We start from the raw sequence: 25,265 nt of genomic DNA on the forward strand, positions 1-25,265 counted from the left end.
GATGCCGCTATCTTATCCGAAATCGTGGCGCGGGATCGCCCCAAGCAGCGCGCGGGTATAGGGATGGGCCGGATTACGGTACAGCTCGTCCGAGTCGGCCAGCTCCACCACTTCGCCCTTGTGCATCACCATCACCTGGTCGGCGATGTACTTCACCACCGACAAATCGTGCGAAATGAAGATATAGGACAGGCCGAACTCGTCCTGCAAATCCTGCAGCAGGTTCAGCACTTGCGCCTGCACCGACACGTCCAGCGCCGACACCGATTCGTCGCACACCAGGATTTCCGGCTTCATCGTCAGGCAGCGCGCGATGGCGATGCGCTGCCGCTGGCCGCCGGAAAACTCGTGCGGGTAGCGGTGGAAGGCTTGCGCCGGCAGGCCCACTTTCTCCAGCAGCTGGTAGGCCGCCTCCACGCGCTCGCGTTCGCTGGCGCCGATATTGTGCAGCTTCATCGGCTCGAGCAGGATCTGCCCCACCGTGAAGCGCGGGTTCAGCGACGCGTACGGGTTCTGGAAAATGATCTGGATGCGGCGCTTGTAGGCCATGTACTCCCTGGCCGGCATGGAGATCAGGTCCTTGCCTTCGAACATGGCAGTGCCGCCGGTGGCCTGGTGCAGGCGCAGCAGGGTCAGCCCGACCGTGGTCTTGCCGGAACCGGATTCGCCCACCACGCCCAGCGTTTTGCCGCGCGGCAGCTTGAACGACACGCCCTTGACCGCCTTGAACTCGCGCTTGCCGAACAGGCCTTCGCGCAGGTAGAAGCTCTTGCTGAGATTGTCCACCACCAGCACGTGCTCGTCGTCCGGCGCGGTGCCGCGCGCGCGCTGCTTCAGTTCGACGCCCGCGCCGGCCTTGCCATCCATGTAATCATCGATGACCGGCAGGCGCCACGGGCGCGCATCCAGCGGCGGGCGGCAATGCAGCAGCGCCTTGGTGTAGCTGTCCTGCGGGTCGCCGAAGATCCGGCGCGCCGGGCCCGCTTCGCGCACTTCGCCGTGGCGCATCACGATCACATGGTCGGCGATTTCGCCCACCAGCCCCAGGTCGTGCGTGATGAACAGCACCGACATCTGGCGCTTTTGCTGCAGGCTGGCGATCAGCTCCATGATCTGCTTCTGGATGGTGACGTCCAGCGCGGTGGTGGGCTCGTCGGCGATCAGCAGTTGCGGCTCGCAGGCGATGGCCATGGCGATCATCACGCGCTGCTGCTGGCCGCCGGACATCTGGCTGGGATAGGCGTCGATCTTCTGCGCCGGATCGGGAATGCCCACCTCGTCCAGCAGCGCCAGCGTCCGCACCCGCGCCTGCTTCTGGTTCATGCCCATGTGCTGGCGCAGCACTTCGCCGATCTGGTAGCCCACCGTGAACACCGGGTTCAGCGACGACATCGGCTCCTGGAAGATCATCGAGATATCCTTGCCGCACATGCGGCGCCGCTCGGCCACGCCGAGCTTGAGCACGTCGCGCCCCTGGAACAGGATGCTGCTGGCCGGGTCGATCAGGGTGGTGTCCGGCGGCAGCAGGCCCATCACGGCCAGCGAGCTGACCGACTTGCCGCTGCCGGATTCGCCCACCAGCGCCACGGTGCTGTTGCGCGGCACGCCGAAGCCGATGCCTTTCACGGCCTCGAAGGTGCCGCTCTTGCCGGTGCGGAAGCGGACGCGCAGGTCGCGCACTTCCAGCAAATTGGTGTTGTCCATCACTTCACTTTCGGATCGAGGGCGTCGCGCAGCGCGTCGGTGAACAGGGAGAAGGCGGTGACCAGCAGCGCCATCGCGGTGGCGGCCGCCGTCAGCTGCCACCATTTGCCGAGGATGAGTTCGTTCTGCGCCTCGTTCAGCATGGAACCCCAGCTGACCACGCCCACCGGCACGCCGAAGCCGAGGAAGCTGAGGATGACTTCGGCCTTGATGAAGCCCACCACCAGGATGGACAGCTGCACCAGCGCCACGTGGCTGACGTTGGGGAAGATGTGCGAGAACATCTTGCGCCAGCTGGAGGCGCCGATGGCGTCGGCCGCCATCACGTATTCGCGCGCCTTGTGCTTGATGTATTCGGCGCGGATCAGCCGGTAGGGGCCGGTCCAGCCGGTCAGGCCGAGGATCAGCACGATGGTCATCACGCCCTTCTGCTGCAGCACGGCGGCCACCGTGAGTATCATCAGGATGGACGGGATGGAGGTGAAGATGCTGTAGAACCAGTTGAAGAAGTCGTCCACCAGGCCGCCGTAGAAACCGGACACGGCGCCGAACAGCGTGCCCAGCGCCACCGCGACCAGCGCCGCCACCAGGCCCACCACGATGGAGGTTTCGCCGCCCTTGATGGTTTTCTTGATGACGTCGTGGCCCCATTTGTCGGCGCCGAAAGGCAGCGTGGCCTGGCGTTCAGGGGGCGCCAGCGCGGCGGCGGGCAGTTCGGCGCGCAGGGCTTGCAGGTCGTCGGCCAGCGGGTCGAATTCGTTGGCCGGCGGCGGCGCCTGGCGCGCGGCAGCGCCGGCCGGATGCGCCGCGCCGGCCGGGCCGGCCGGGCCGGCAGCAAAGGCCGGCGGCGCGTAATTGATCCCCACCTCCTCCTCCCAGTCGGAGACGATCAGTCCGCTGGCCGACAGCGCCAGCAGCAGCATGAAGGCGCCGACGACGGCAAGGGCGACCATGGCCACGCGGTCGGCGCGCAAGCGGCGCCAGGCTAGCGTCCAGAGTCCGGGCGCGGCGTGTGTATTCTGCATCTGCACTTCCCTATTTCAATTGCACGCGCGGATCGACTGCCTGGTACAGCAGGTCGGTCAGCAGGTTGAACACCATGGTGGCGGCGGCCACGTACACGGTAATGGCTTTGATGACCGGGAAGTCGCTGCGCTCCACCGCCAGGATCACTTCGCGCCCGATGCCCGGGATGCCGAAAAAGCGCTCCAGCAGGAAGGCCCCGATCAGCAGCGCGGGCAGGTTGGCCATCACGTGCGTGATGATGGGGATGGCGGCGTTGCGCAGCACGTGCACCCACATCACGCGCCCCTCCCCCAGGCCCTTGGCGCGCGCGGTGCGCACATAGTCCTGGTTGACCTCGTCGAGCACGAAGGTGCGGTACAGCCGCAGGGTGGGCGCGATGGTCACCGCCAGCCCGATCAGGATGGGCAAGGTGGAATAGCGCAGCAGGTTTTCCCAGAAGCTATTGCCCCAGCCCTGCACCGGGAACAGCCCCATCTGGTAGGCGAAGCCGTACTGGAACACGATGATGTAGACCAGGATGGAGATCGACATGCCGATGGTGCAGGCGATCATCACCGCGCGGTCCAGCAGCGAGCCGCGCACGAAGGCGACCACCAGCGCCAGCGCGATGCCGATCAGCGTTTCCAGGATGGTCAGCGGCACCAGCACCGTCAGCGACGGCCCCAGCCGCGTGGTGATGATGCTGGACACGGTCTCGCCGGTGGCCCAGCTCTGGCCGAAGTCGAAGGTGACGATCTGCTTCAGGAAGATGCCGAGCTGGACGTAGTACGGCTGGTCCACGCCCAGCTGGCGGCGGATGTTGGCGATGCTCTCGGCGCTGGACATCTTGCCCGCCAGGATATAGGCCGGATCGCCGCCCACCCAGTTGAAAAGAATAAACACCAGCAGCACCACGCCCAGCATGGTGGGCAGCATCTGCCACAGGCGGCGCAGAATATAGGCAAGCATTAATCAGGTATTCCTTAGAGTTATAGGAGCACCCGCTCCCCCACCATCTTCCTTACCCCGGCCCAACGCGCAAGAAAAAAATATGCTGCAATGCAATATTAACATTCTTTAAAACAACGTTTTTTCTTACTTTCCATAGCAAAACGCAGTGCAACATCTTACTTATGAGGAAAGAAAAGCACTGTTGTTTTCGCGCATCACCAGGCGCGCTTTTCATTGACAATTCTTGGCCCGCAGTGTTCTGATGCGAACCCTCTCCGAAAACAATATGTGATTTTTGGAGAGAATTGTTGGTGCGCAACTAATCCTTCTAGCGAGCTGAGCCGCATTCGGGGTCTGACCCCGAATGCGGCTCAGCTTGGCTACGCCTTTGGATGCCGCCAGACGATACTTTTCTTGGGAGTTGTTTGTAATGATGATGGAAACGGTTTTATCCCGCTCGGTGCGCCTGATCTTCTCGGGCAGCGTGGTGGCGGCGGGCTTGATGGCCCAACAGGCTTTTGCACAAGACGCTAACATCCAGCGCGTGGAAATCACGGGCTCGAGCATCAAACGCGCGACCGCGGAAACCGCGTCGCCGATCCAGGTCCTGACCAGCGACGACATGATGAAGTCGGGCAAGGCCACCGTGGCCGAGTACCTGCAGACCCTGTCCGCAGACGGCGCCGGCTCCCTGCCGACCGGCTTCGGTTCCGGTTTCGCCGCAGGCGCCACCGGCATTTCGCTGCGCGGCCTGGGCGCGACTTCCACCCTGGTACTGCTGAACGGCCGCCGCATGGCCCCGTTCGCCCGTGCCGATGACGGCCAGAAGAGCTTCACCGACCTGTCCACCATCCCGATGCAGATCGTCGAGCGCATCGAAGTGCTGAAGGACGGTGCTTCCTCCCTGTACGGCGCCGACGCCATCGCCGGCGTGGTCAACATCATCCTGAAGAAGGACTTCGAAGGCCTGCAGATCAAGGGCGACACCGGCGCTTCGCGCTACTCCGACGCCAAGCAGAACAAGGTCTCGGTCACCGCCGGCAAGGGCAACCTGGACGACGACAAGTACAACATCGTCTTCAACGCCGAATACAGCAAGACCGACGGCCTGCAGGCATCCGACCGCGGCAGCCGCGCCTGGATCGGCCACGGCGACATCCGCCCATGGGGCTACGGCATCGGCACCCAGTACGCCGGCGGCTACATCACCAACGGCGCCGCCTCGCCTTCGCCTACCGGCGCGCTGCTGAACCCGAAAACCGGCCAGTACGTGTCGCTGCCGGGCTGCGACCAGTTCTCTTCCTCGGCGCCGCAAGACCCGAACGGCGGCTGCCTGTGGCACCAGGACAAGTTCCGCTCGATGAACCCGGAGATCGAATCGATCAACCTGTACTCGCGCGGCACCTTCCAGATCAACGCCGACCACCAGGCCTTCTTCGAAGCCGGCTACTCGGAGCGCGACACCGCCTTCACGCTGACCCCGTCGGCCACCTCGTCGACCGTGGTGTTCCCGGGCGCGAACGGCGGCGCCAACCAGCTGATCAACTACGGCAACACCATCCTGATGGCCGCCAGCCACCCGCAGAACCCGTACGGCGTGCCGGTGCGCGTGCGCTACTCGGCCTTCGACGTGGGCCCAAGCACCCGCAAGAACACCAACGAGTTCACCCGCTTCGTGGCCGGCCTGAAAGGCACCGTCAAGGGCTGGGACTATGAGACCGGCTTCACCTTCTCGCAGTCCAAGCTGAACCTGGACTGGAGCAACCTGTTCAACATGAAGGCGCTGCAGTCCGCGCTGGGCGATCCGACCTCCAAGCTGTTCCCGTACTACATCGGCGCGCAAGCCGGCAAGAACCCGGCTTCGCTGTACTCGGCCCTGGTGACCAACGCCACCTCCGATTCCAGCACCAAGCTGATGATCGCCGACTTCAAGGCCAGCCGCGAACTGTGGGCTCTGCCCGGCGGCAACATGGGCCTGGCCATCGGCGGCGAGCACCGCCGCGAAACGCTGAGCAACCCGTCCCTGTCGGGCACGTCCGACGGTTCGATCAACTCCAGCTACACCGCCGCATTCGGCAAGACCAACGTGTCGGCGATCTACGCCGAGGTGCTGGCGCCGGTGCTGAAGACCGTGGAACTGACCGCTGCCCTGCGCTACGACCACTACGACCAGTTCAATTCGACCACCCCGAAACTGGGCGCGAAATGGACCCCGGCCAAGAACTTCGCGGTACGCGGCACTTACACCGAAGGCTTCCGCGCACCGAGCGCGGCCGAGTCGAACACCCGGAGCCAGGCAGTCGGCAGCGCCCCGGTGCGCGACCCGATCCGTTGCCCTGGCGGCACGCCGGCGGCCGGCGCTTCCCTGACCGACTGCTCGATCACCGTCAGCTCGATCAAGGTCGGCAACCCGAACCTGCAGCCTGAGGAATCCAAGGGCTACACCCTGGGCATGGTATGGGATCCGTTCGAAGGCAACAGCATCGCCATCGACGCGTTCAAGATCAAGCGTTCCAACGAGATCAACCCGGTGTCCTACGCCGAAGCGGCGCAATCGCCGACCGCCGTGCGCAACGACAACAACCTGCGCAACGCCGCCGGCCAGGTGATCCCGAACTCCGGCTCGCTGCTGGTGGTGTCGGGCGCCTACCGCAACTCGAGCTACACCGAAGTGACCGGCGTGGATCTGGACGTCAAGCAGCGCCTGCGCCTGGGCGCCTGGGGCAAGGCTGTCATCGGCCTGAACCTGACCCACATCTCGTCCTGGCTGCGCGCCGAGTCCGACACCGTGCAGTACCAGTTCGCTGGCACCCACGGCAACTGCGACACCTCGAACTGCGCCGGCACGCCGAAGAACAAGGCCACCCTGTCCGCTTCGTGGGACATCGGCGCCTGGAACTTCGCGTCCAACGTGAACTACCGCGACAGCATGAAGAACATCAAATACGAAGGCGACATCTGCGCCTCCAAGTTTGCCGACGGCCGCGCCGCCCCTAACGGCTGCAAGCTGGCTTCGTTCACCACCATGGACCTGTCGACCCGCTACAACTTCAGCAAGAACCTGCAGCTGACTGCGTCGGTGGCCAACGTGCTCGACAAGATCGCGCCGCTGGACCCGCTGACCTACGGCGGCATGAGCTTCAACCCGATGGACGCTTCCGGCGCCATCGGCCGCTATTTCAAAGTCGGCGCGACCTACACCTTCAACTAATGTAACAAGCTGAAGGCAGGAACCCGAAAGGGCGGTGAGCGATCACCGCCCTTTTTACGTCCGCTGTTTTCATATGTGGTCAAAAACTAACAAAAATCCACGAAACCGTAAACTTGCCGTAAAGCCACATTCACACTTCCGTTTCGGGCCGATCGCTTCCGTAGCGTGACATTGGCGCGATTTAGCACCACGTTTGAGCACTTTGCCGGGGCGAACGCGACTTTTGGTCCATCCCCCGCAGCCGCGTCCGCCTTGACAGGGCGCCGCCGGGTGGTTCCATCGAAGACTTGAGCAAATGCCTAGACGTTTGCTCAACTGGGAACGGGCAGACTTTGCAGAAGATGCGGGTAACAAAAAGTCAGTGCAGTCGCTTCGTTTATCACTACACTAGTTGGAGGTTTTTAGCATGATGATGGAAACAGTTATGGCACGTTCCGTGCGCCTGATATTCTCGGGCAGCGTGGTTGCAGCAGGTCTGCTGGCGGCACCGGCGATGGCACAAGATGCCGGCGCGAATGTCCAGCGCGTTGAAATTACCGGTTCAAGCATCAAGCGTGCCACCGCGGAAACCGCCTCGCCGATCCAGCTGATCGGCCGCGAAGAGCTGCTCAAGTCGGGCAAGGCCACCGTGGCCGAATACCTGCAGACCCTGACCGTGGACGGCGCCGGTTCGCTGCCGACCGGCTTCGGCAACGGCTTCGCCGCCGGCTCCACCGCCATCTCGCTGCGCGGCCTGGGCGCGACTTCCACCCTGGTGCTGCTGAACGGCCGCCGCATGGCGCCGTTCGCCCGCGCCGACGACGGCCAGAAAAGCTTCACCGACCTGTCCACCGTGCCGATGCAGATCGTCGAGCGCATCGAGATCCTGAAGGACGGCGCTTCGTCGACCTACGGCGCCGACGCCATCGCCGGCGTGGTCAACATCATCCTGCGCAAGGACTTCGAAGGCCTGCAAGTGAAGGCCGACACCGGCGCTTCGCGCTACAGCGACGCCAAGCAGAACAAGGCGTCGATCTCGTTCGGCAAGGGCAACCTGGACGAAGACAAGTACAACTTCGTGCTGAATGCCGAGTACATGCATTCGGACAGCCTGAAAAACAGCGACCGCGCCTCGCGCGGCCATATCGGCCACGGCGACCTGCGTCCATACGGCTTCCCGGTCGGCACCCAGTTCGCGGGCGGCTATATCGCCGGCCTGAACAATGCCAACGCGGGCCCGGCCGGTTCGATCCGCAACCCGGCCACCACCGCCTACACCAGCCTGCCGGGCTGCTCCTCGCTGAGCAAGACCGTCGACCAGACCGGCGCCAACGGCGGCTGCCTGTGGCACCACGACCAGTTCCGCGACATGCAGCCGGAGATCGAGTCGGTCAACCTGTACTCGCGCGGCACCTGGCAGGTCAACGACAACATGCAGGCCTACGTGGAAGCGGGCTACTCCAAGCGCGACACCTCGTTCATGATGATCCCGCCCACCGTCACCCCGACTGTGGCCTTCCCGCGCAACGCCGCCAATCCGCAGGGCTTCATCAACTTCGGCAACCTGAACATCATGGCTGCCAGCCACCCGCAGAACCCGTACGGCGCGCCGGCCCGCATCCGCTACACCGCCTTCGACGTCGGCCCGAGCACCCGCAGCGCCAACAACGAGTTCTCGCGCTTCGTGGTGGGCGTGAAGGGTTCGGCCATGGGCTGGGACTACGACACCGGCTACACCCACTCCGAGTCCAAGCTGCACCTGGACTACAGCAATATGCTGAACATGAAGGTGTTGGTGGCTGCACTGAGCGATCCAACCTCGAAGTACTTCCCGTACTACATCGGCGCGCAGGCGAACAAGAACCCGGCCTCGCTGTACGCGGCCATGGTCACGAACGCCACCTCCGATTCGACCACCAAGCTGGACGTGATCGACTTCAAGGCCTCGCGTGAGCTGTGGGCTCTGCCGGGCGGCAACATGGGCCTGGCGATCGGCGCCGAGCACCGCCAGGAAAAACTGTCGAACCCGTCGCTGTCGGGTTCGCAGGACGGCTCGATCAACGCCAGCTACGTGGCCGCTTTCGGCGACACCAAGGTATCGGCGATCTACGCCGAGATCCTGGCGCCGGTGATCAAGAACGTCGAGCTGAGCGCCGCCGTGCGTTACGACAAGTACGACAACTTCAATTCGACCACGCCGAAAGCCGGCATCAAGTGGACCCCGATGAAGAGCTTCGCCCTGCGCGGCACCTACACCGAAGGCTTCCGCGCCCCGGGCCCGGCCGAAGGCAGCGCATCGTCGCAGTCGACCGGCACCTCCACCGTGGCCGATCCGATCCGCTGCCCTGGCGGCAAGCCGGCCCTGGGCGGCGCCACCTCGACCGACTGCGCCATTCCTGTCGCGGCTGTGAAGGTGGGCGACCCCAACCTGCGTCCTGAAACCTCCAAGGGCATGACCGTCGGCCTGGTATGGGACGTGCTGGCCGATACCGCCATCACCGTGGACGGCTGGAAGATCAAGCGCTCCGACGAGATCAACCCGCTGCCGTACAACGAAGCGGCCGCCTTGCCGACCGCCATCCGTAACGACAACAACCTGGTCCAGGGCGGCGTCGTGATCCCGAACTCGGGCACCCTGGTGCTGACCCAGGCCCCGTACCGCAATTCGAGCTTCACCGAGATCAGCGGCGTGGACGTGGACATCAAGCAGCGCCTGCGCCTGGGCGCCTGGGGCAAGGCCCAGATCGGCCTGACCTGGACCCACGTGGCATCCTGGAAGCGCCACGAGTCGGCCACCACCGTGTACCAGTTCGCCGGCACCCACGGCAACTGCGACACCTCGAACTGCGCCGGCACGCCGAAGGACAAGATCAACCTGACCGGCACCTGGGACCTGGGCGACTGGAACTTCAACGGCATCGTGAACTATCGCGCCAAGATGAAGAACATCCTGTTCGAAGGCAACACCTGCGCCTCCAACCTGGCCAACGGCCAGCCTGGCACCACCAACTGCGAAATCCCGTCGTTCACCACGCTGGACCTGTCGACCCGCTACAACTTCAGCAAACAGCTGACCTTGTTCGCGTCGATGAACAACGTGCTCGACAAGATCGCGCCGCTGGATCCGCTGACCTACGGCGGCCTGAGCTACAACCCGATGGACGCTTCGGGCGCCATCGGCCGCTACGTCAAAGTGGGCGTGAACTACAAGTTCTTCTAATCGCTTAGCTTTTACCAGGAACGCCTGAAGGGCGGTGCGCAAGCACCGCCCTTTTTCTTTTGATAAGTCTATACAGATAGTTTTGTCAAAACCGTATCGAGTTAGCAGAAATACTCCATTTTCCGCATTAAACCCGAACAAAAATTGACAAGGTTGCGCAATCAATGGTTTCATACTGCCCCTGTGATTTTTAGTGAGAATTACAGGAACCTGCAAAAGCAGCAAGTAAGCAGCAAGTAAGCAGCAAGTTGATTCCCTCCCCATCGCATCAAAAGAAAGCATCAAAGTAATGATCAAAGAAACAGTACTGTCCCGCTCCCTGCGCGTGATGTTCGCGGGCGGCCTGGCACTGGGCATGCACGCCGCCGCAGCCCAGGAAGCAGCAACCGAGTCCATGCAGCGCGTGGAAATCACCGGTTCCAGCATCAAGCGCATCGCCTCCGAAGCCTCGCTGCCGGTGCAGAGCTTCAGCCAGAAGGACATCAAGAAGACCGGCGTCAGCACGGTCACCGACTTCATCCAGCAGCTGCCCGCCATGCAGGGCTTCTCCGTGGCCGGCGACTCGGTCGGCGGCGGCGGCGGCGGCATCACCACCGCCTCCATCCACGACATCGGCGCAGCCTACACGCTGGTGCTGCTGAACGGCCGCCGCGTGGCGCCGGCCAATTCCGGTACCACCATTGACCTGAACTCGATCCCGCTGTCGGCCATCGAGCGCGTGGAAGTGCTGACCGACGGCGCCTCGGCCCTGTACGGCGCCGACGCCATCGCCGGCGTGGTCAACTTCATCCTGAAAAAAGGCGCTTCCCCGTGGGAAGTGAACGCCAAGTTCAACAGCCCCCAGAAGTCCGGCGGCCAGAGCAATTCCATCAGCATCAGCAAGGGCTTCGGCGACTACGAGGACGACGGCTACAGCGTGTTCGTCTCGGCCAGCCACGACCAGCAGAAGCAGCTGAAAGCGTCGCAGCGCTCCTTCGCGCGCACCGGCATCGTCAACTTCACCGACCCGAAAACCGGCAAGGCGCTGCAGTTCATCAACGGCTCCTCGCGCGCGCTGCCGGCCAACGCCACCGTCAGCTACGACACCATCGACCCGGCCACCGGCAAGACGGTGGAGAAGAACGTCAACCTGAACCCGTACGCGCTGTCGCACGGCGGCAAGTGCGCGGCCGGCAACCTGGACTTCTACGGCGACGGCAACTGCTTCTACGATTCGCCGTCCACCATCGAGATCAACCCGGAATCGCAGCGCGACTCGATCTTCAGCTCGGGCAGCCTGAAGCTGGGCAACACCGGTTTCAAGGGCTTCTTCGACTTCGCCTACACCGAAGCGAAAATCGTCGCCAGCATCGCGCCCTACCCGGCCGATTTCTCCATCACCAAGGGTTCGGCGCTGTACAACAAGTACATCCAGCCCTACCTGAGCGCGGCGCAGGACGCCGGCGCCACCTCGGTGGTGGCCAAGTACCGCCTGTATGAGATGGGCAACCGCACCTACGACTACGGCACCAAGGCCACCCACCTGGTGGCGGGCGTGGACGGCCAGGCCTTCGGCTGGGACGTCAACTCGGCGGTTACCTACTCGAAGAACAAGCAGACCCAGAAGTACGTGGGCGGCTTCCCGCTGTCCGACAAGTTCCAGGCCGCGCTGGACGCGGGCACCATCGACCCGTTCGGCTACGCCCAGGGCGACATGCCGCACGGCATGCGCGACACGCTGCTGGGCACCGGCTTCTCCGGCACCTACAACACGCAGACCGTGGAAATGAAGGGCGTGGACGCGCGCGCCTCGCGCGAAGTGTTCAAGCTGGCCGGCGGCGCCGCCCAGCTGGGCGTGGGCGCGGACTTCCGCAACACCGCCTTCCGCATCGACCAGGCCGACGTCGCCAAGCAGGCCCGGATCCTGTTCGACAACGCCCAGGTCGACAGCAACTACGAGCGCAACAACGCCGGCGCCTACGCCGAGCTGGTGATGCCGTTCACCAAGAAACTGGAAGCGACCGCTTCGGTGCGCTACGACCAGATCGGCGCCATCGACAACAACCTCACCGGCAAGGAAGTGGGCAGCAAGGAAAACGCGGCCACCTGGAAAGTGAGCACCAAGTACTCGGCCGCCAAGAACCTGCTGCTGCGCGCCGCGGCAGGCACCGGCTTCCGCGCCGCCAGCATGACGGAAATCGCCGGCCCGCTGGAAGACTGGGGCGTCACCGGCGGCAACTACCAGTGCCCGCTGACCGCCGCCAACGGCATGGGCGGCCACCCGCTGGCCTCCTACTGCAACGGCGTGCAGCGCCAGCAGTTTGAAGCCTTCCAGGGCGGCAACCCGGACCTGAAGCCGGAGAAGTCCAAGCAGTGGAGCGTGGGCATGGTGTTCGAGCCGATCGACAGCCTGTCGCTGGCGCTGGACCTGTGGAACGTCGAGATCCGCGACCAGGTGACCTCGGTTTCCGAAGGCCTGATCTTCGCCAACCCGGCCAAGTACGCTTCGCTGTTTACCACCAAGCACATCAGCTCGACCGGCAAGGACGTGCTGGCCATCAAGCTGCTGCCGATTAACATCGGCAAGGTGGAAAACCAGGGCGTCGACTACGACCTGACCCACAAGATCAAGCTGGCCGAGGGCCGCCTGACCAGCCGCCTGGCCGGCACCTGGCTGCTCAAGTCGCGCTACACCACGCCGGGCACCGACGACCAGTGGGAGACCAGCCTGAACCGTTACGGCTCGAACGACAAGGTCAGCTTCCGCCACGTGATCCGCGCCACCACCTCCTTCGAGACGGCCAAGTTCACCCACACGCTGGCGGCCAACTACCGCAACGGCTACACCGACAAGCCGCAGACGGAAGACGACTGCGCCGTCATCGTGGCCGGTTCGCCGGGCGAGTGCTACGGCATCACCCTGGAAGTGCCGAGCTACACCACCTTCGACCTGCAGTCGGCCTACCGCCCGCTGAAGAACGTGGAGCTCACCGCCGGCATCATCAACCTGTTCGACCGCACCCCGCCGTTCACGCTGCGCAACACCGGTTCGCACCAGGTCGGCTACAACCCGTCGTACTCGAGCGCCCTCGGACGCCAGTTCTACGTCAGCGGTTCTTACAAGTTCTAAGCTGAAAATCCGTCATCTGACGGAAAAAACCCGCTAACTTCGGGCTAAGGGCGATGAGCGATCATCGCCCTTTTTGTTTTTCTGCATAAAACATCGTTATTGCACAGGCTGATTTGCAAGCCGTTGTATTAACCTGACACGCAATCTTTCATTATTGACATGGATAGCAACCGGTGGTTACATCTGACTGCTTGAAGATTAACATTTCTTCAGGGAAACGCCATACGAGGGCCACCGTCCCTATCCGGCACGGTCCGGCCCATAACATGTACAACGATGTTCTTTTGGGAGTTTTGGGCAATGATGAAAGAAACGAAAATCGCGCGCTCGGTGCGCCTGCTGTGCGCCACCGGACTGGGCCTGAGCCTGGGCCTGGCCAGCCAGCTTGCCGCGGCGCAGGACAGCAGCCAGCCCATGCAGCGCGTGGAAGTGACCGGCTCCTCGATCAAGCGGCTGGTGTCGGAAACGGCCAATCCGCTGACCGTGTTCAAGGCGGAGGACTTCGTCAAGCAGGGCTTGACCACGGCCCAGGAAGTGCTGGACCGGATTCCCTCCAACAGCTCCAGCTACAGTTCCGGCAACGTGGTCGGCGGCAACAGCTCCGGCCTGCCCACCGGCGGCCAGTCCAGCGCCGACTTGCGCGGCCTGGGCAGCGACAAGACCCTGGTGCTGCTGAACGGACGCCGCATCGCCAACCACCCGTACGACGGCGCCAGCGTCGACCTGAACATCATCCCGGTGACCGCGCTCGAGCGCGTGGAAGTGCTGCGCGACGGCGCCTCGGCCATCTACGGCACCGACGCCATCGGCGGCGTGATCAACTTCATCACCAAGCGCTCGGTGCAGGCCACCACCATCACCGCCGAGGCCCTGCTGCCGCGCGCCCCCGGCGCGGACGAGAAGCGCGTCAACATCTCCAGCGGCTTCGGCAACCTGGAGACCGACGGCTACAACGTGTTCGGCGTGTTCGACTACCACAAGATCGACATCCTGACCTCGCAGCAGCGCGAGTTCTCCAAGACCGGCGTGATCCCCGAGCGCGGCCTGAACCTGACCTCCGGCACCACCTTCCCCGGCAACTTCTTCGATCCGGGCTCCAACGTGACCGGCAACCCCGGCCGCGCGGCCGGCTGCGACCAGCCCTACTCGCTGCCGATCGGCGGCGGCGGCACCTGCCGCCAGGACTACACCCGCCTGATCGACAACCTGCCGGCGCAGAAGCAGACCGCCTTCTTCGGCAAGGCCAGCTTCAAGATCAACAACGACCACCTGGCCACCATCGAATACCTGCACGCCGAGAACGACGTGCTGTCGCACACCGCGCCGCCGCCGCAAACCGGCCTGATCCTGCCGAAGACCAGCAAGTACTACCCGGGCAACCCGGGCGGCGGCGTGCCGGCCATGCCCGGCCTGTCCGGCCAGCCGCTGTCGGTGAACTGGCGCCCCACCGAAGCGGGCCAGCGCGAAATCAACTCGCTGGGCGCGGCCGACCGCCTCAGCATCGGCGTGGAAGGCGTGCTGCGCGGCTGGGACTACAAGACCGGCTTCACCCTGTCCGAAAGCCGTTCGGAAGAATGGTTCACCGGCGGCTACGTGCGCGACGAATCCTTCGCCGCCGGCGTCACCAACGGCATCCTGAATCCGTTCGGGCTGCAGGACGCGGCCGGCAAGGCTTACCTGGCCAGCACCGCGCTGCGCGGCAAGGTGCAGGACGGCAAAACCCGCAACACCGGCATCGACGTCAAGGCCAGCCGCGAGCTGTGGGACATGGCCGGCGGCAAGGCGGCAGTGGCCTTCGGCGGCGAGCTGCGCCGCGAAGAGGCGGACTTCTTCGTCAACCGCGACATCGCCGGCCAGGCCGCCAGCTCCGGCCTGTCCGGTTCGCAGTCGACCTCCGGCTCGCGCACCATCAAGGCCGTGTTCGGCGAATTGAATTTGCCGCTGATCAAGGACCTGGAAGTGCAGCTGGCCACCCGCTTCGACGATTACAGCGACGCCGGCAACACCACCAACCCGAAACTGGGCGTGCGCTACCAGCCCACCAAGCAGGTGCTGCTGCGCGGCTCGGCCTCGACCGGCTTCCGCGCCCCGACGCTGTTCGAGAAAAACGCGCCGCGCTCGAAGAACGACACCAACAACTCCTACAACGATCCTATCCTGTGCCCGGGCGGCGTGCCCTCGTCCAACCCGATCACCAATCCGCTGCGCGACTGCGACCTGCAGCAGTTCAAGCTGCAGGGCGGCAATCCGGACCTGAGCCCGGAAGAGTCGCGCACCTTCGCGGCCGGCATCGTCATCGAGCCGATCCCGCAGGCCACGCTGGCGCTGGACTACTGGAACATCAAGCTGAAGGACAAGATCAACGCGCTGCCCGAAGAGGTCATCTACGGCAACTATGCGAAGTACAAAGACCGCTTCCTGCGCAATCCGGACGGCTCGCCGTTCGCCATCCTGGACCTGAAGGAAAACCTGGGCAAGGTCAACACCGACGGCGTGGACGTGTCGCTGACGCTGCGTTCGGGCGGCACCGCCTACGGCAACTTCACCTTCGCGCTGGACGGCACCTATGTCCACAAGTACGAATACCAGGATGAACGCGAAGGCCCGTACACCCAGAACGTGGGCCGCTACGCCGCCAACAACCCGGTGTTCCGCTGGAAGCACAACGCCTCGCTGAACTGGCGCATGGGCGTGTGGAGCGCCACGCTGGCGCAGACCTTCAAGACCGGCTACACCGACCAGAACCTGGACATCGACGACCAGTTCCTGAACAAGGTGCCGTCCTATAGCCTGTGGAACCTGACCGCCAGCTACACCGGCATCGCCGGCCTGACCCTGACCGCCGGCGTGAAGAACCTGCTCGACAAGGACCCGCCGTTCTCCAACCAGGGCACGCTGTTCCAGAAGGGCTACGACCCGCGCTACACCGACGCGGTCGGCCGCGCCGTCTACCTGCGCGGCAGCTACACCTTCTAACCCGCCCCTCCCGCCGCCGGCTCCGGCCGGCGGTATCGTTTTGTAGCGCAACGTATCGGTTTGTAGCAAAAAAGTGACAATCCCTTTCCCGGTTACATTATTTACTATTCGTCGTAAACAATGAAAGACCGCCTTTCCGCTTCTTTACCGGTTTTTACATAGTCCGCAATGATGGCGGCAATATCGGCGATTTTCGCCCATATTTGTCGCGAACTACGCCTTTCTGGCGGGATTGACGCCGACTTTCCTACCGTGCGGAAAACTGGAAAATCACCAAAAACCACAAATTTTTCACGTTGACACCACCTTGTCTAGATGATTACATGAGCCACTGGCTAATCTTTGCCGTTTATCAATGGCGAGCCGCCTGCACTGTCGAAAAGATAAGAAATCTTTCAACTCGGCCGTAGACGCCGTTTCACTAAGTAGTACATCTTGGGAGTAGTTAAATGATGAAGGAAACTGTTTTGTCCCGTTCGGTACGCCTGATCTGCGCCGGTGGTCTGGTGCTGGGCATGCATGCCGCCCAGGCCCAATCCGCACCGGAAACCATCCAGCGCGTTGAAATCACCGGTTCCTCGCTGAAGCGCGTGGACGCCGAAACCGCCCTGCCAGTGCAGGTGATGACCAAGGCTGAAATCTCCCGTACCGGCGCCACCAGCACGCAAGAGCTGCTGACCTCGATCTCCGCGCTGTCCTCGTCCGGTTCGACCCAGAACTCGACCGGCGCCGGCAGCTCCACCTACGGCATGTCCTCGATCTCCCTGCGCGGCCTGGGCGACGAGCGCACCCTGGTGCTGGTCAACGGCCGCCGCCTGGCAGCCTTCGCCGGCGGTGGCGGCGCAGCCGTCAACGTCAACGTGATCCCGCTGGCCGCCATCGAGCGCGTCGAAGTGCTGAAAGACGGCGCATCGGGCGTGTACGGTTCGGACGCAGTGGCCGGCGTGGTCAACTTCATCCTGTCCAAATCCTTCAAAGGCGTGGAAGTCACCGCCGGCTACGGTTCGCCTACCGAAAGCGGCGGCGGCCAGAACACCAAGGCATCGATCACCGGCGGCTTGGGCGACCTGAGCACCGACGGCTACTCGGTGGTGGTGTCGGCTTCGTACGAAAAAGAAAAACTGCTGAAAGCAGCCGACCGCGCTTACGCGGCCACCGGCAACAACCTGCCTTACTACGCTTCCGGCGCTACCGGCCAGGGCAACATCGAAGGCGGCATCATTCCCGGCGCCTACCCTGCCGACCGTCTGCCAGGCTTCGGCAATTCGCCAGGCACCGGCTACGGCAACCCGATGGCCGACCAGGGCAAGTGCGACTCCATCCTGATGTACCAGAACGCGACCAACACCACCAAGAACACGCCGTACTGCGCCTTCGACAGCGCCGCCTTCGTGGGCCTGATTCCTCAGCGCGAACTGAAAAACCTGACCGCCAACGGCACCTTCAAGCTGAACGCCAACCACGAGCTGTTCGCCGACGCGCTGTACTCGGAATCGACCGTGACCCAGAGCTTCCAGGGCAGCCCGGTGCGCCGCTCCTTCCTGGAAACCGACGGCGAGTTCGCCAAGCAAGGCGTGCATCCAGCGCTGCTGCTGTACCCAAGCAACCCGGTGTACCAGTCGATCGCCGTGCCTTACCTGACCAAGTACGGCTTCACCAGCCTGATCGGCCGCCCACTGGCCATCACCAGCCGCGTGTTCGACTTCGGCAACCGCACCAGCGTCGACGAAGCCAAGCAATCGCGCCTGGTACTGGGTTCGAAAGGCACCGTATGGGGCCAGGACTACGAAGTGGCCGTTGCCACCAACGAGAGCAAGATCCACGGCACCGTGCCGGCCGGCTACTTCTCGCAAGTGGCTTACGCCAAGATCATCAACGATCCGGCCAACAACTGGAACCCATGGGCTCCAGGCGCGGTGCAGACCGGCGCGCTGGCTGACAAGCTGAAAACCGCCCAGTACTCGGGCGACACGCTGACCGGCAAATCGACCAGCAACACCTTCGACGCCAAGATCTCCGGCGAGCTGCCGCAGTTCGCCGGCCTGACCGCGCAGTACGCGGTTGGCGCCCAGTCGCGCAAGGACAAGTTCCACACCACCCCTAGCCCTGCGCTGGAAACCGGCGACATCGCCGGCCTGGGCGGCAGCGTGCCTCCGGTGAACAAGTCGCGCACCATCAACTCGGTGTTCGCCGAAGGCAGCGTTCCGCTGACCAAGACCGTGGACCTGGGCCTGGCGCTGCGCCGCGACGACTACAACGACGTCGGCAGCACCAACAACTACAAGGTGAACGGCCGCTGGCAGCCGCTGAAATCGGTCCTGGTGCGCGCATCGGCCGGTTCGGGCTTCCGCGCTCCTACCCTGAGCGACCTGTGGCAGCCGCAGACCACCGGCTCGTCGGAGACCTTCAACGATCCGGCAACCGGCCAGTCCCAGCTGCAAGTTAACGCCGTATCCGGCGGTAACCCTAACCTGAAGCCTGAAGAATCGCAGCAGCGTTCGGTCGGTATCGTCCTGTCGCCAGCCGACAGCTTCACCTTCGGCGTGGACTGGTTCAAGATCAAGGTGTCCGACATCCTGGCCACCCCATCGGCACAGGAAGTGGTGTCCGGCTTCCGCCGCGGCGACTCGGCTTACGCCAACCTGGTGAAACTGCAGGGCAACGACGTTGACCTGATCTACACCACCCTGGCCAACACCGGCAACGCCACCGTCGAAGGCTTCGACGTGTTCGCCCAGTTCCGTCAGAACACCGCGTTCGGCCGCTTCGACACCACGTTGAACGGTACCTACATGGACAAGTTCGACCAGACCAGCCCAGGCGGCACCCTGTCGCACAAGGTCGGCACGCTGGTAGACAAGAACGGCGACCCGGTACTGGGCGCGCAGGACGGCGGCGTGGTACTGCGCTGGCGTCATGCCCTGAGCGGCACCTGGACCCAGGGCCCTCTGGCAATCTCGCTGACCCAGAACTTCGCTTCGGGCTATGAAACCGGCTTCCGCCAAGGCGACGGCCAGCGCAACTTCATCGGCGCCATGACCACCTACGACACCAACGTGACGTGGAAAGGCTGGAAATCGCTGGTGCTGAGCGCAGGCGTGCGCAACCTGTTCGACAAGCAGCCTGGTGTGTTCGTGCCAGTGTCGAACCAGTTCCAGGCCGGCTACGACATCAACCAATACGACCCACGCGGCCGCTTTGTGTACGTGTCGGCAGGCTACACCTTCAAGTAAGACGTAGCAGCTGAAAAAAAACCCCGCCGTAGCGATACGGCGGGGTTTTTTAATGGGCGCTGGCTTTCATCAGTCGGTGTGCTGCAGGCGGCGCTGGCGCACGGCGGCGGCCAGGCCTTCCAGCACCTGCACGCTGCTGTCCCAGTCGATGCAGCCGTCGGTAATGGACTGGCCGTAGGTCAGCTCCTTGCCCGGCACCAGGTCCTGGCGTCCGGCCACCAGGTGCGACTCCACCATCACGCCGACGATGCGGGCGTCGCCGCCGGCCACCTGGGCCGCGATGTCGGCGCACACCGGGATCTGGTTCTCCGGCTTTTTCGAGCTGTTGGCGTGCGAGGCGTCGATCATCAGGCGCGCCGCCAGGCCCTGGGCGGCGATGGCCTTGCAGGCCTCCTCCACGCTGGCCGCGTCGTAGTTCGGCGCTTTGCCGCCGCGCAGGATGATGTGGCAGTCCTCATTGCCGTTGGTGGACACGATGGCCGAGTGGCCGCCCTTGGTCACCGACAGGAAGTGGTGCGGCTGCGAGGCCGCCTTGATGGCTTCCACGGCGATCTTGACGTTGCCGTCGGTGCCGTTCTTGAAGCCCACCGGGCACGACAGGCCGGAAGCGAGCTCGCGGTGCACCTGCGACTCGGTGGTGCGGGCGCCGATCGCGCCCCAGCTGATCAGGTCGGCGATGTACTGCGGGCTGATCACGTCCAGGTATTCGGTGCCGGCCGGCAGGCCCAGCTCGTTGATGTCGCGCAGCAGTTCGCGCGCCATGCGCAGCCCGTCGTTGATGCGGAAGCTGTTGTCCATGTAGGGGTCGTTGATCATGCCCTTCCAGCCCACCGTGGTGCGCGGCTTCTCGAAGTACACCCGCATCACGATCTCCAGGTCCGCGCCCAGCTGCTGGCGCAGCGGCGCCAGGCGGCGCGCGTATTCCATGGCCGCTTTCGGGTCGTGGATCGAGCACGGGCCGATCACCACCATCAGGCGGTCGTCCTGGCCGTGCAGGATGCGGTGCAGCGCCACGCGCGCATTGGCGGCGGTGGTGCTGGCGGACTCGCTGACGGCGTACTCGCGGATCAGGTGCGAGGGCGGGACCAGTTCCTTCATTTCGCGGATGCGCAGGTCGTCGGTGCGTTGCATGGTATCTCCTGAAGTCTAAGGCTGAAAAATCGTGGGCTAAAAAAAAACCGCCATCGCTGGCGGTTTGTCTGGGTCTGCTGGGATCTCGTTTTGCTGCTACGTGAACCGGCCGCTACTCCACCGCCTTTGGGTTGGAATTGCTAAAGTAAAAGTGGCCGGTAAAGAAAACGCTGCGCTGCATGGAAGAAATCCTAAAAGGTTGCAACGACTATAGCAACAAGTTACAAGTTTTGGCAAGCAGTTTGTCAAGCAGGCCCGTCAGGAGCATGCGTGGCGCACGCACCACAACGGTGCCTGTTCCGCGCCGCACCTTGATCCAGATCAGCATCCCCCCATGCGAAGGAAGCAAGATTGCACAATCCTGCTTACCTAAATGGAGTGACATGATGAAGAAACTGATCTTGCCTGGCCTGCTGAGCGTGCTGGGCCAGGCCTATGCGCAGGAAGCTGCCCAGCAGCCCATGCAGCGAGTGGAAATCACCGGCTCCAACATCCGCCGCGCGCAGGCCGAGACGGCCTCGCCGGTGCAGACGCTGAACCGCGCCGACATCGAAAAATCGGGCAAGACCACGGTGGCCGAGCTGATGCAGACGCTGGCGGTGGACAACCAGGGCTCGGTGCCGACGAGCTTCGGCGGCGGCTTCGCCTCCGGCGCGTCCGGCATGTCGCTGCGCGGCCTGGGCGCCGCCTCCACCCTGGTGCTGATCAACGGCCGCCGCGTGGCGCCCTACGGCCTGGCCGACGACGGCCAGAAAGTGTTCGCCGACCTGAACGTGATCCCGTCCGAAGCCATCGAGCGGGTCGAGATCCTGAAGGACGGCGCCTCGGCCATCTACGGCTCGGACGCCATCGCCGGCGTGGTCAACGTGATCCTGCGGCGCGACTTCCGCGGCACCACAGTGCGCGCCAGCCAGGGCATCTCCGAACAGCACGACGGCCATGACACGCGCGTGGCCATCAGCCACGGCATCGGCAGCCTGGAGACCGACCGCTACAACTTCATGGGCAGCCTGGAGTACGGCCGCAAGGGCGCCGTCGCCAACAGCGCGCGCGCCGGCCGCGGCCCGGTCGGGCGCGCCGACCTGCGCGACTTCGGCTTCTCGGCCCAGGAAACGCTGGGCGGTACCGGCGCCATCGTCAGCACCAACAACGCCGGCAGCGCCGTCAACGGCAACGTGCGCAACCCCGACACGCTGGCGTACTACAACCGCGGCAACCCGGCCGGCGCCGGCTTCACGCGCTTCTTCCCCGGCGCCAACTGCGCCAACTTCACCAGCCACCCGCAGGGCGACCCCGGCGGCGGCTGCCTGATCGACGCCCCGCAGCAGTACAGCCAAATCCAGCCGCAACAGGAAACCACCAACGCCTTCGCGCGCCTGAGCTACCAGCTCAACCCGCAATGGCTGGCGTACAGCGAGCTGAACTTCTATCACAGCAATTCCACCGCCGCCACTACGCCTTCCACCGTCAGCGCCTCGGTCGGCTATCCGGGCGGTCCGGTCAGCAACGCCGCCGTGCAGCTGGGCGCGGGGCACCCGGACAATCCCTACTTCGGCCGCGCCGCGCGGCTGCGCTACCTGGCGGCCGACGTCGGCCCGCGCGTGAGCAACGTCCGTTCGGACTTCACGCGCTTCGTGGCCGGCGCCAAGGGCAGCTGGCTGCAATGGGACCTCGACGCCGCCTGGCTGTTCTCGCAAAGCGAAGTGGGCAACACCCGCACCGGCTACCTGCAGCGCGACGTGGCCTTCGCGCTGCTCGACCCGAGCGCGGCCAACGTGGCGGCGGCGCGCGCCCGCAGCGCCGCCTACGCCGCGCTGCCGGCCGGCAGCTTCTGGCGCATCGGCGAGAACGCCGGCCTGAACCCGGCCGCGCTGTACGGCGCGCTGTCGCCCACCATCGCCAACGACGCCCAGACCCGCATCAACCAGCTCGACGTCAAGGCCAGCCGCGAATTCGGCGCGCTGCCCGGCGGCGCCATGGGCGTGGCGGTGGGCGCCGAGTACCGGCGCGAGTCGACCGAGCTGGCGCCGACCCAGGGCACCGAACTGGGCAACATCATCGGCCTGGGCTACTCGGCCTACCGGGGCAAGCGCACCGCCAGCGCGCTGTACGCCGAACTGCTGGCGCCGCTGCACAAGACGCTGGAAGCGTCGGCCGCGCTGCGCTACGACCACTTCTCGGACGTCGGCAATTCCACCACGCCGAAAGCCGGCCTGAAGTGGACGCCGACCCGCGCCCTCGCGCTGCGCGGCACCTTCGCGCGCGGCTTCCGCGCCCCGAGCGCGGCCGAGAACGGCGTCGGCGGCCTGGCCGCGTTCGCCACGGCGGACGATCCGGCGCGCTGCGCGCTGGGCGTGCAGGTGGCCTGCAACCCGGCCTCGGTGGCGGTGATCACCTCGCCCAATCCCGCCCTGTCGCCGGAGCGCTCGAAGAGCTACAGCGCAGGCCTGGTGTGGGACCCGCTGCCGCGCACCAGCGTGTCGCTGGACTTCTGGCAGATCAAGCGCAAGAACGAGATCAACCAGGAGCAGATCGACGCCGCCATCGCGGCCGGCCAGGTCGCGCGCGACCCGTCCACCGCCACCCGTCCCGGCGACCCGGGCGCCATCACGGCGGTGCTGGCGCGCTACGTCAACTCCAGCAACACCAAGGTGCGCGGCGCCGACCTGGACCTGCGCAAGACCTTCACCCTGGGCGGCGGCTGGGGCACGCTGGCGGCGGACGCCAAGTGGACCCATTTGTTCAAATGGCTGCGCACGGAAACCGACGGCTCGCAGCGCGACTTCGCCGGCACGCACGGCAATTGCGACGTGACCAACTGCATCGGCACGCCGGACGACCGGGTCAACCTGGGCGCCACCTGGGAGCGCGAGGCATGGCGCGTGACGGCCACGGCCAACTACCGGGGCAAGATGGACAACACGCTGTTCAAGAACGACCCGGACGGCTGCGCCACCCACTTCGCCGACGGCACGGACGCGCCGCGCGGCTGCAAGCTGGCGTCGTTCACCACGGTGGATTTGACGGCGCGCTGGAAGGTCAGCGCGAAGATGGAAGTGACGGCGTCGATCCAGAACCTGTTCGACAAGATCCCGCCGCTCGATCCGCTGACCTACGGGGCGGTGTCGTACAACCCGCTCGATTACAGCGGGGCGCTGGGGCGTTATTTCAACGTGGGGATGCGCTACCAGTTCTGAAGACGTAAAAAAAACCGGGCTGTGCCCGGTTTTTAGTTGTTGCTTACGCCGTGCCGCCGACCGTCACGCCGTCCAGGCGCAGGGTTGGCTGGCCGACGCCCACCGGCACGCTCTGGCCCTCCTTGCCGCACACGCCCACGCCCGGATCGAGCTTCATGTCGTTGCCGATCATGGACACGCGGTTCAGCACGTCGGGACCGTTGCCGATCAAGGTGGCGCCCTTCACCGGGTAGGTGATCTTGCCGTCCTCGATCATGTACGCTTCGCTGGCCGAGAACACGAACTTGCCGTTGGTGATGTCGACCTGGCCGCCGCCGAAATTGACCGCGTACAGGCCGTTCTTCACCGACGCCAGGATCTCGCCCGGGTCCTTGTCGCCGCCCAGCATATAGGTGTTGGTCATGCGCGGCATCGGCAGGTGGGCGAACGATTCGCGGCGCGCGTTGCCGGTCACCGGCATCTTCATCAGGCGCGCGTTCATGGTGTCCTGGATATAGCCTTTCAGGATGCCGTCCTCGATCAGCGTGGTGCACTGGGTCGGGTTGCCCTCGTCGTCGATGTTGAGCGAACCGCGGCGGTCCCGCAGCGTGCCGTCGTCGACCACCGTGACGCCCTTGGCCGCCACCCGTTCGCCGATGCGGCCGGAGAAGGTGGACGAGCCCTTGCGGTTGAAATCGCCCTCCAGGCCGTGGCCGATCGCCTCGTGCAGCAGGATGCCGGGCCAGCCCGGTCCCAGCACCACGGTCATCGGGCCGGCCGGCGCCGGGCGCGCGTCCAGGTTGACGATGGCCGATTTCACCGCCTCGTCGGCGTACTGCTCCAGCAGCTCGTCGCTGAAGTAGCCGTAGTCGTAGCGGCCGCCGCCGCCGGACGAGCCCACCTCGCGGCGGCCGTCCTGCTCGGCGATCACGGTCAGCGACACGCGCACCAGCGGACGGATGTCGGCCGCCAGCACGCCGTCGCTGCGCGCCACCAGCACCACGTCGTATTCACCGGCCAGGCCGGCCATCACCTGCACCACGCGCGGGTCCTTGGCGCGCGCCATTTTCTCCAGGCGCTCCAGCAGTTTCACCTTGGCGGTCGCGTCCAGCGAGGCCAGCGGGTCGTTCGGCAGGTACAGCGAGCGGCCGCCCACCTGGGTCATGCCGCCGGCCACCTTGATCTTGCCGGCGCCGGAACGGCCGATGGTGCGGGTTGCCGCCGCCGCTTCCATCAGCGCGCGTTCGGAAATATCGTCCGAGTAGGCGAAGGCGGTCTTGTCGCCGGAGATGGCGCGCACGCCCACGCCCTGGTCGATCGAGAAGCTGCCGGTCTTGACGATGCCTTCTTCCAGGCTCCAGCCTTCGTTCTTGGTGAACTGGAAATACAGGTCGGCGTAATCGACTTTGTGGGTGAACATGCTGCCCAGCGTTTTCAGCAGCTTGCCTTCGTCCAGGCCGAACGGCGTCAGCAGCAAATCGCGCGCGACGGCCAGGGTGGACAGATTGGGTTCGAATGGGATCATGGTGTATGCCTTATTGAATATGTTGCCATTGTAGGGCGAATTCAT

11 protein-coding genes are annotated in these 25,265 nt (G+C 64.6%); 6 read left to right on the forward strand and 5 right to left on the reverse strand.

What is annotated here, in order from left to right:
* Positions 1 to 12: 12 nt before the first annotated feature.
* The 3 genes from AC56DV_RS24575 to AC56DV_RS24585 are packed head-to-tail and all read right to left on the reverse strand — an operon-like array spanning position 13 to position 3,678.
* On the reverse strand, positions 13 to 1,704 hold the full coding sequence (locus AC56DV_RS24575) for an ABC transporter ATP-binding protein (protein WP_496316836.1): 1,692 nt from the start codon (positions 1,702 to 1,704) through the stop codon (positions 13 to 15).
* On the reverse strand, positions 1,704 to 2,729 hold the full coding sequence (locus AC56DV_RS24580) for an ABC transporter permease (protein ID WP_496316837.1): 1,026 nt from the start codon (positions 2,727 to 2,729) through the stop codon (positions 1,704 to 1,706). The genes AC56DV_RS24575 and AC56DV_RS24580 overlap by 1 nt, the downstream gene beginning before the upstream one ends.
* A gap of 10 nt (positions 2,730 to 2,739) precedes the next feature.
* Positions 2,740 to 3,678 carry an ABC transporter permease gene (locus tag AC56DV_RS24585; protein ID WP_496316838.1) on the reverse strand — a complete coding sequence of 313 codons (939 nt, stop codon included), beginning with the start codon at positions 3,676 to 3,678 and terminating at the stop codon, positions 2,740 to 2,742.
* 412 nt (positions 3,679 to 4,090) lie between these two features.
* On the opposite strand from AC56DV_RS24585, the gene AC56DV_RS24590 reads away from it, so the two are divergent.
* The 5 genes from AC56DV_RS24590 to AC56DV_RS24610 all read left to right on the forward strand — a co-directional run bounded on the left by AC56DV_RS24590 (position 4,091) and on the right by AC56DV_RS24610 (position 19,388).
* Complete coding sequence (locus AC56DV_RS24590) at positions 4,091 to 6,871, forward strand: TonB-dependent receptor (RefSeq protein WP_496316839.1); 2,781 nt, start codon at positions 4,091 to 4,093, stop codon at positions 6,869 to 6,871.
* Between the two features lie 424 nt (positions 6,872 to 7,295).
* Positions 7,296 to 10,070, forward strand: a complete 2,775-nt coding sequence (locus AC56DV_RS24595; RefSeq protein WP_496316840.1) for a TonB-dependent receptor — start codon at positions 7,296 to 7,298, stop codon at positions 10,068 to 10,070.
* Positions 10,071 to 10,359: 289 nt separating this feature from the next.
* A complete protein-coding gene (locus tag AC56DV_RS24600; RefSeq protein WP_496316841.1) occupies positions 10,360 to 13,179 on the forward strand; it encodes a TonB-dependent receptor in 2,820 nt (939 codons plus the stop codon).
* 300 nt (positions 13,180 to 13,479) lie between these two features.
* Positions 13,480 to 16,155 carry a TonB-dependent receptor gene (locus AC56DV_RS24605; protein ID WP_496316842.1) on the forward strand — a complete coding sequence of 892 codons (2,676 nt, stop codon included), beginning with the start codon at positions 13,480 to 13,482 and terminating at the stop codon, positions 16,153 to 16,155.
* 467 nt (positions 16,156 to 16,622) lie between these two features.
* Positions 16,623 to 19,388 (forward strand): TonB-dependent receptor domain-containing protein, encoded by a 2,766-nt coding sequence (locus AC56DV_RS24610; RefSeq protein ID WP_496316843.1) that lies wholly within the window; start codon positions 16,623 to 16,625, stop codon positions 19,386 to 19,388.
* Between the two features lie 69 nt (positions 19,389 to 19,457).
* Here the strand turns inward: AC56DV_RS24610 and aroG are convergent, their stop codons facing one another.
* Positions 19,458 to 20,519: a 3-deoxy-7-phosphoheptulonate synthase AroG gene (aroG, locus tag AC56DV_RS24615; RefSeq protein ID WP_496316844.1), complete on the reverse strand. Its 1,062-nt coding sequence runs from the start codon at positions 20,517 to 20,519 to the stop codon at positions 19,458 to 19,460.
* A 383-nt stretch (positions 20,520 to 20,902) separates the two neighbouring features.
* Between aroG and AC56DV_RS24620 the strand changes: the two genes are divergently transcribed.
* Complete coding sequence (locus AC56DV_RS24620) at positions 20,903 to 23,716, forward strand: TonB-dependent receptor (protein WP_496316845.1); 2,814 nt, start codon at positions 20,903 to 20,905, stop codon at positions 23,714 to 23,716.
* Positions 23,717 to 23,759: 43 nt separating this feature from the next.
* On the opposite strand, the gene tldD is transcribed toward AC56DV_RS24620, so the two are convergent.
* Complete coding sequence (tldD, locus tag AC56DV_RS24625; protein WP_496316846.1) at positions 23,760 to 25,220, reverse strand: metalloprotease TldD; 1,461 nt, start codon at positions 25,218 to 25,220, stop codon at positions 23,760 to 23,762.
* Positions 25,221 to 25,265: the final 45 nt, after the last annotated feature.

Source organism: Massilia sp. BGA-UO-ETr-WB1, assembly GCF_059567845.1.

Excerpts from the sequence above, each read along its gene's own strand:
- AC56DV_RS24575 (WP_496316836.1), bottom strand. The coding sequence starts at position 1,704 with ATGGACAACACCAATTTGCTGGAAGTGCGCGACCTGCGCGTCCGCTTC.
- AC56DV_RS24580 (WP_496316837.1), bottom strand. The coding sequence starts at position 2,729 with ATGCAGAATACACACGCCGCGCCCGGACTCTGGACGCTAGCCTGGCGC.
- AC56DV_RS24585 (WP_496316838.1), bottom strand. The coding sequence starts at position 3,678 with ATGCTTGCCTATATTCTGCGCCGCCTGTGGCAGATGCTGCCCACCATG.
- AC56DV_RS24590 (WP_496316839.1), top strand. The coding sequence starts at position 4,091 with ATGATGATGGAAACGGTTTTATCCCGCTCGGTGCGCCTGATCTTCTCG.
- AC56DV_RS24595 (WP_496316840.1), top strand. The coding sequence starts at position 7,296 with ATGGCACGTTCCGTGCGCCTGATATTCTCGGGCAGCGTGGTTGCAGCA.
- AC56DV_RS24600 (WP_496316841.1), top strand. The coding sequence starts at position 10,360 with ATGATCAAAGAAACAGTACTGTCCCGCTCCCTGCGCGTGATGTTCGCG.
- AC56DV_RS24605 (WP_496316842.1), top strand. The coding sequence starts at position 13,480 with ATGATGAAAGAAACGAAAATCGCGCGCTCGGTGCGCCTGCTGTGCGCC.
- aroG (WP_496316844.1), bottom strand. The coding sequence starts at position 20,519 with ATGCAACGCACCGACGACCTGCGCATCCGCGAAATGAAGGAACTGGTC.
- AC56DV_RS24620 (WP_496316845.1), top strand. The coding sequence starts at position 20,903 with ATGATGAAGAAACTGATCTTGCCTGGCCTGCTGAGCGTGCTGGGCCAG.
- tldD (WP_496316846.1), bottom strand. The coding sequence starts at position 25,220 with ATGATCCCATTCGAACCCAATCTGTCCACCCTGGCCGTCGCGCGCGAT.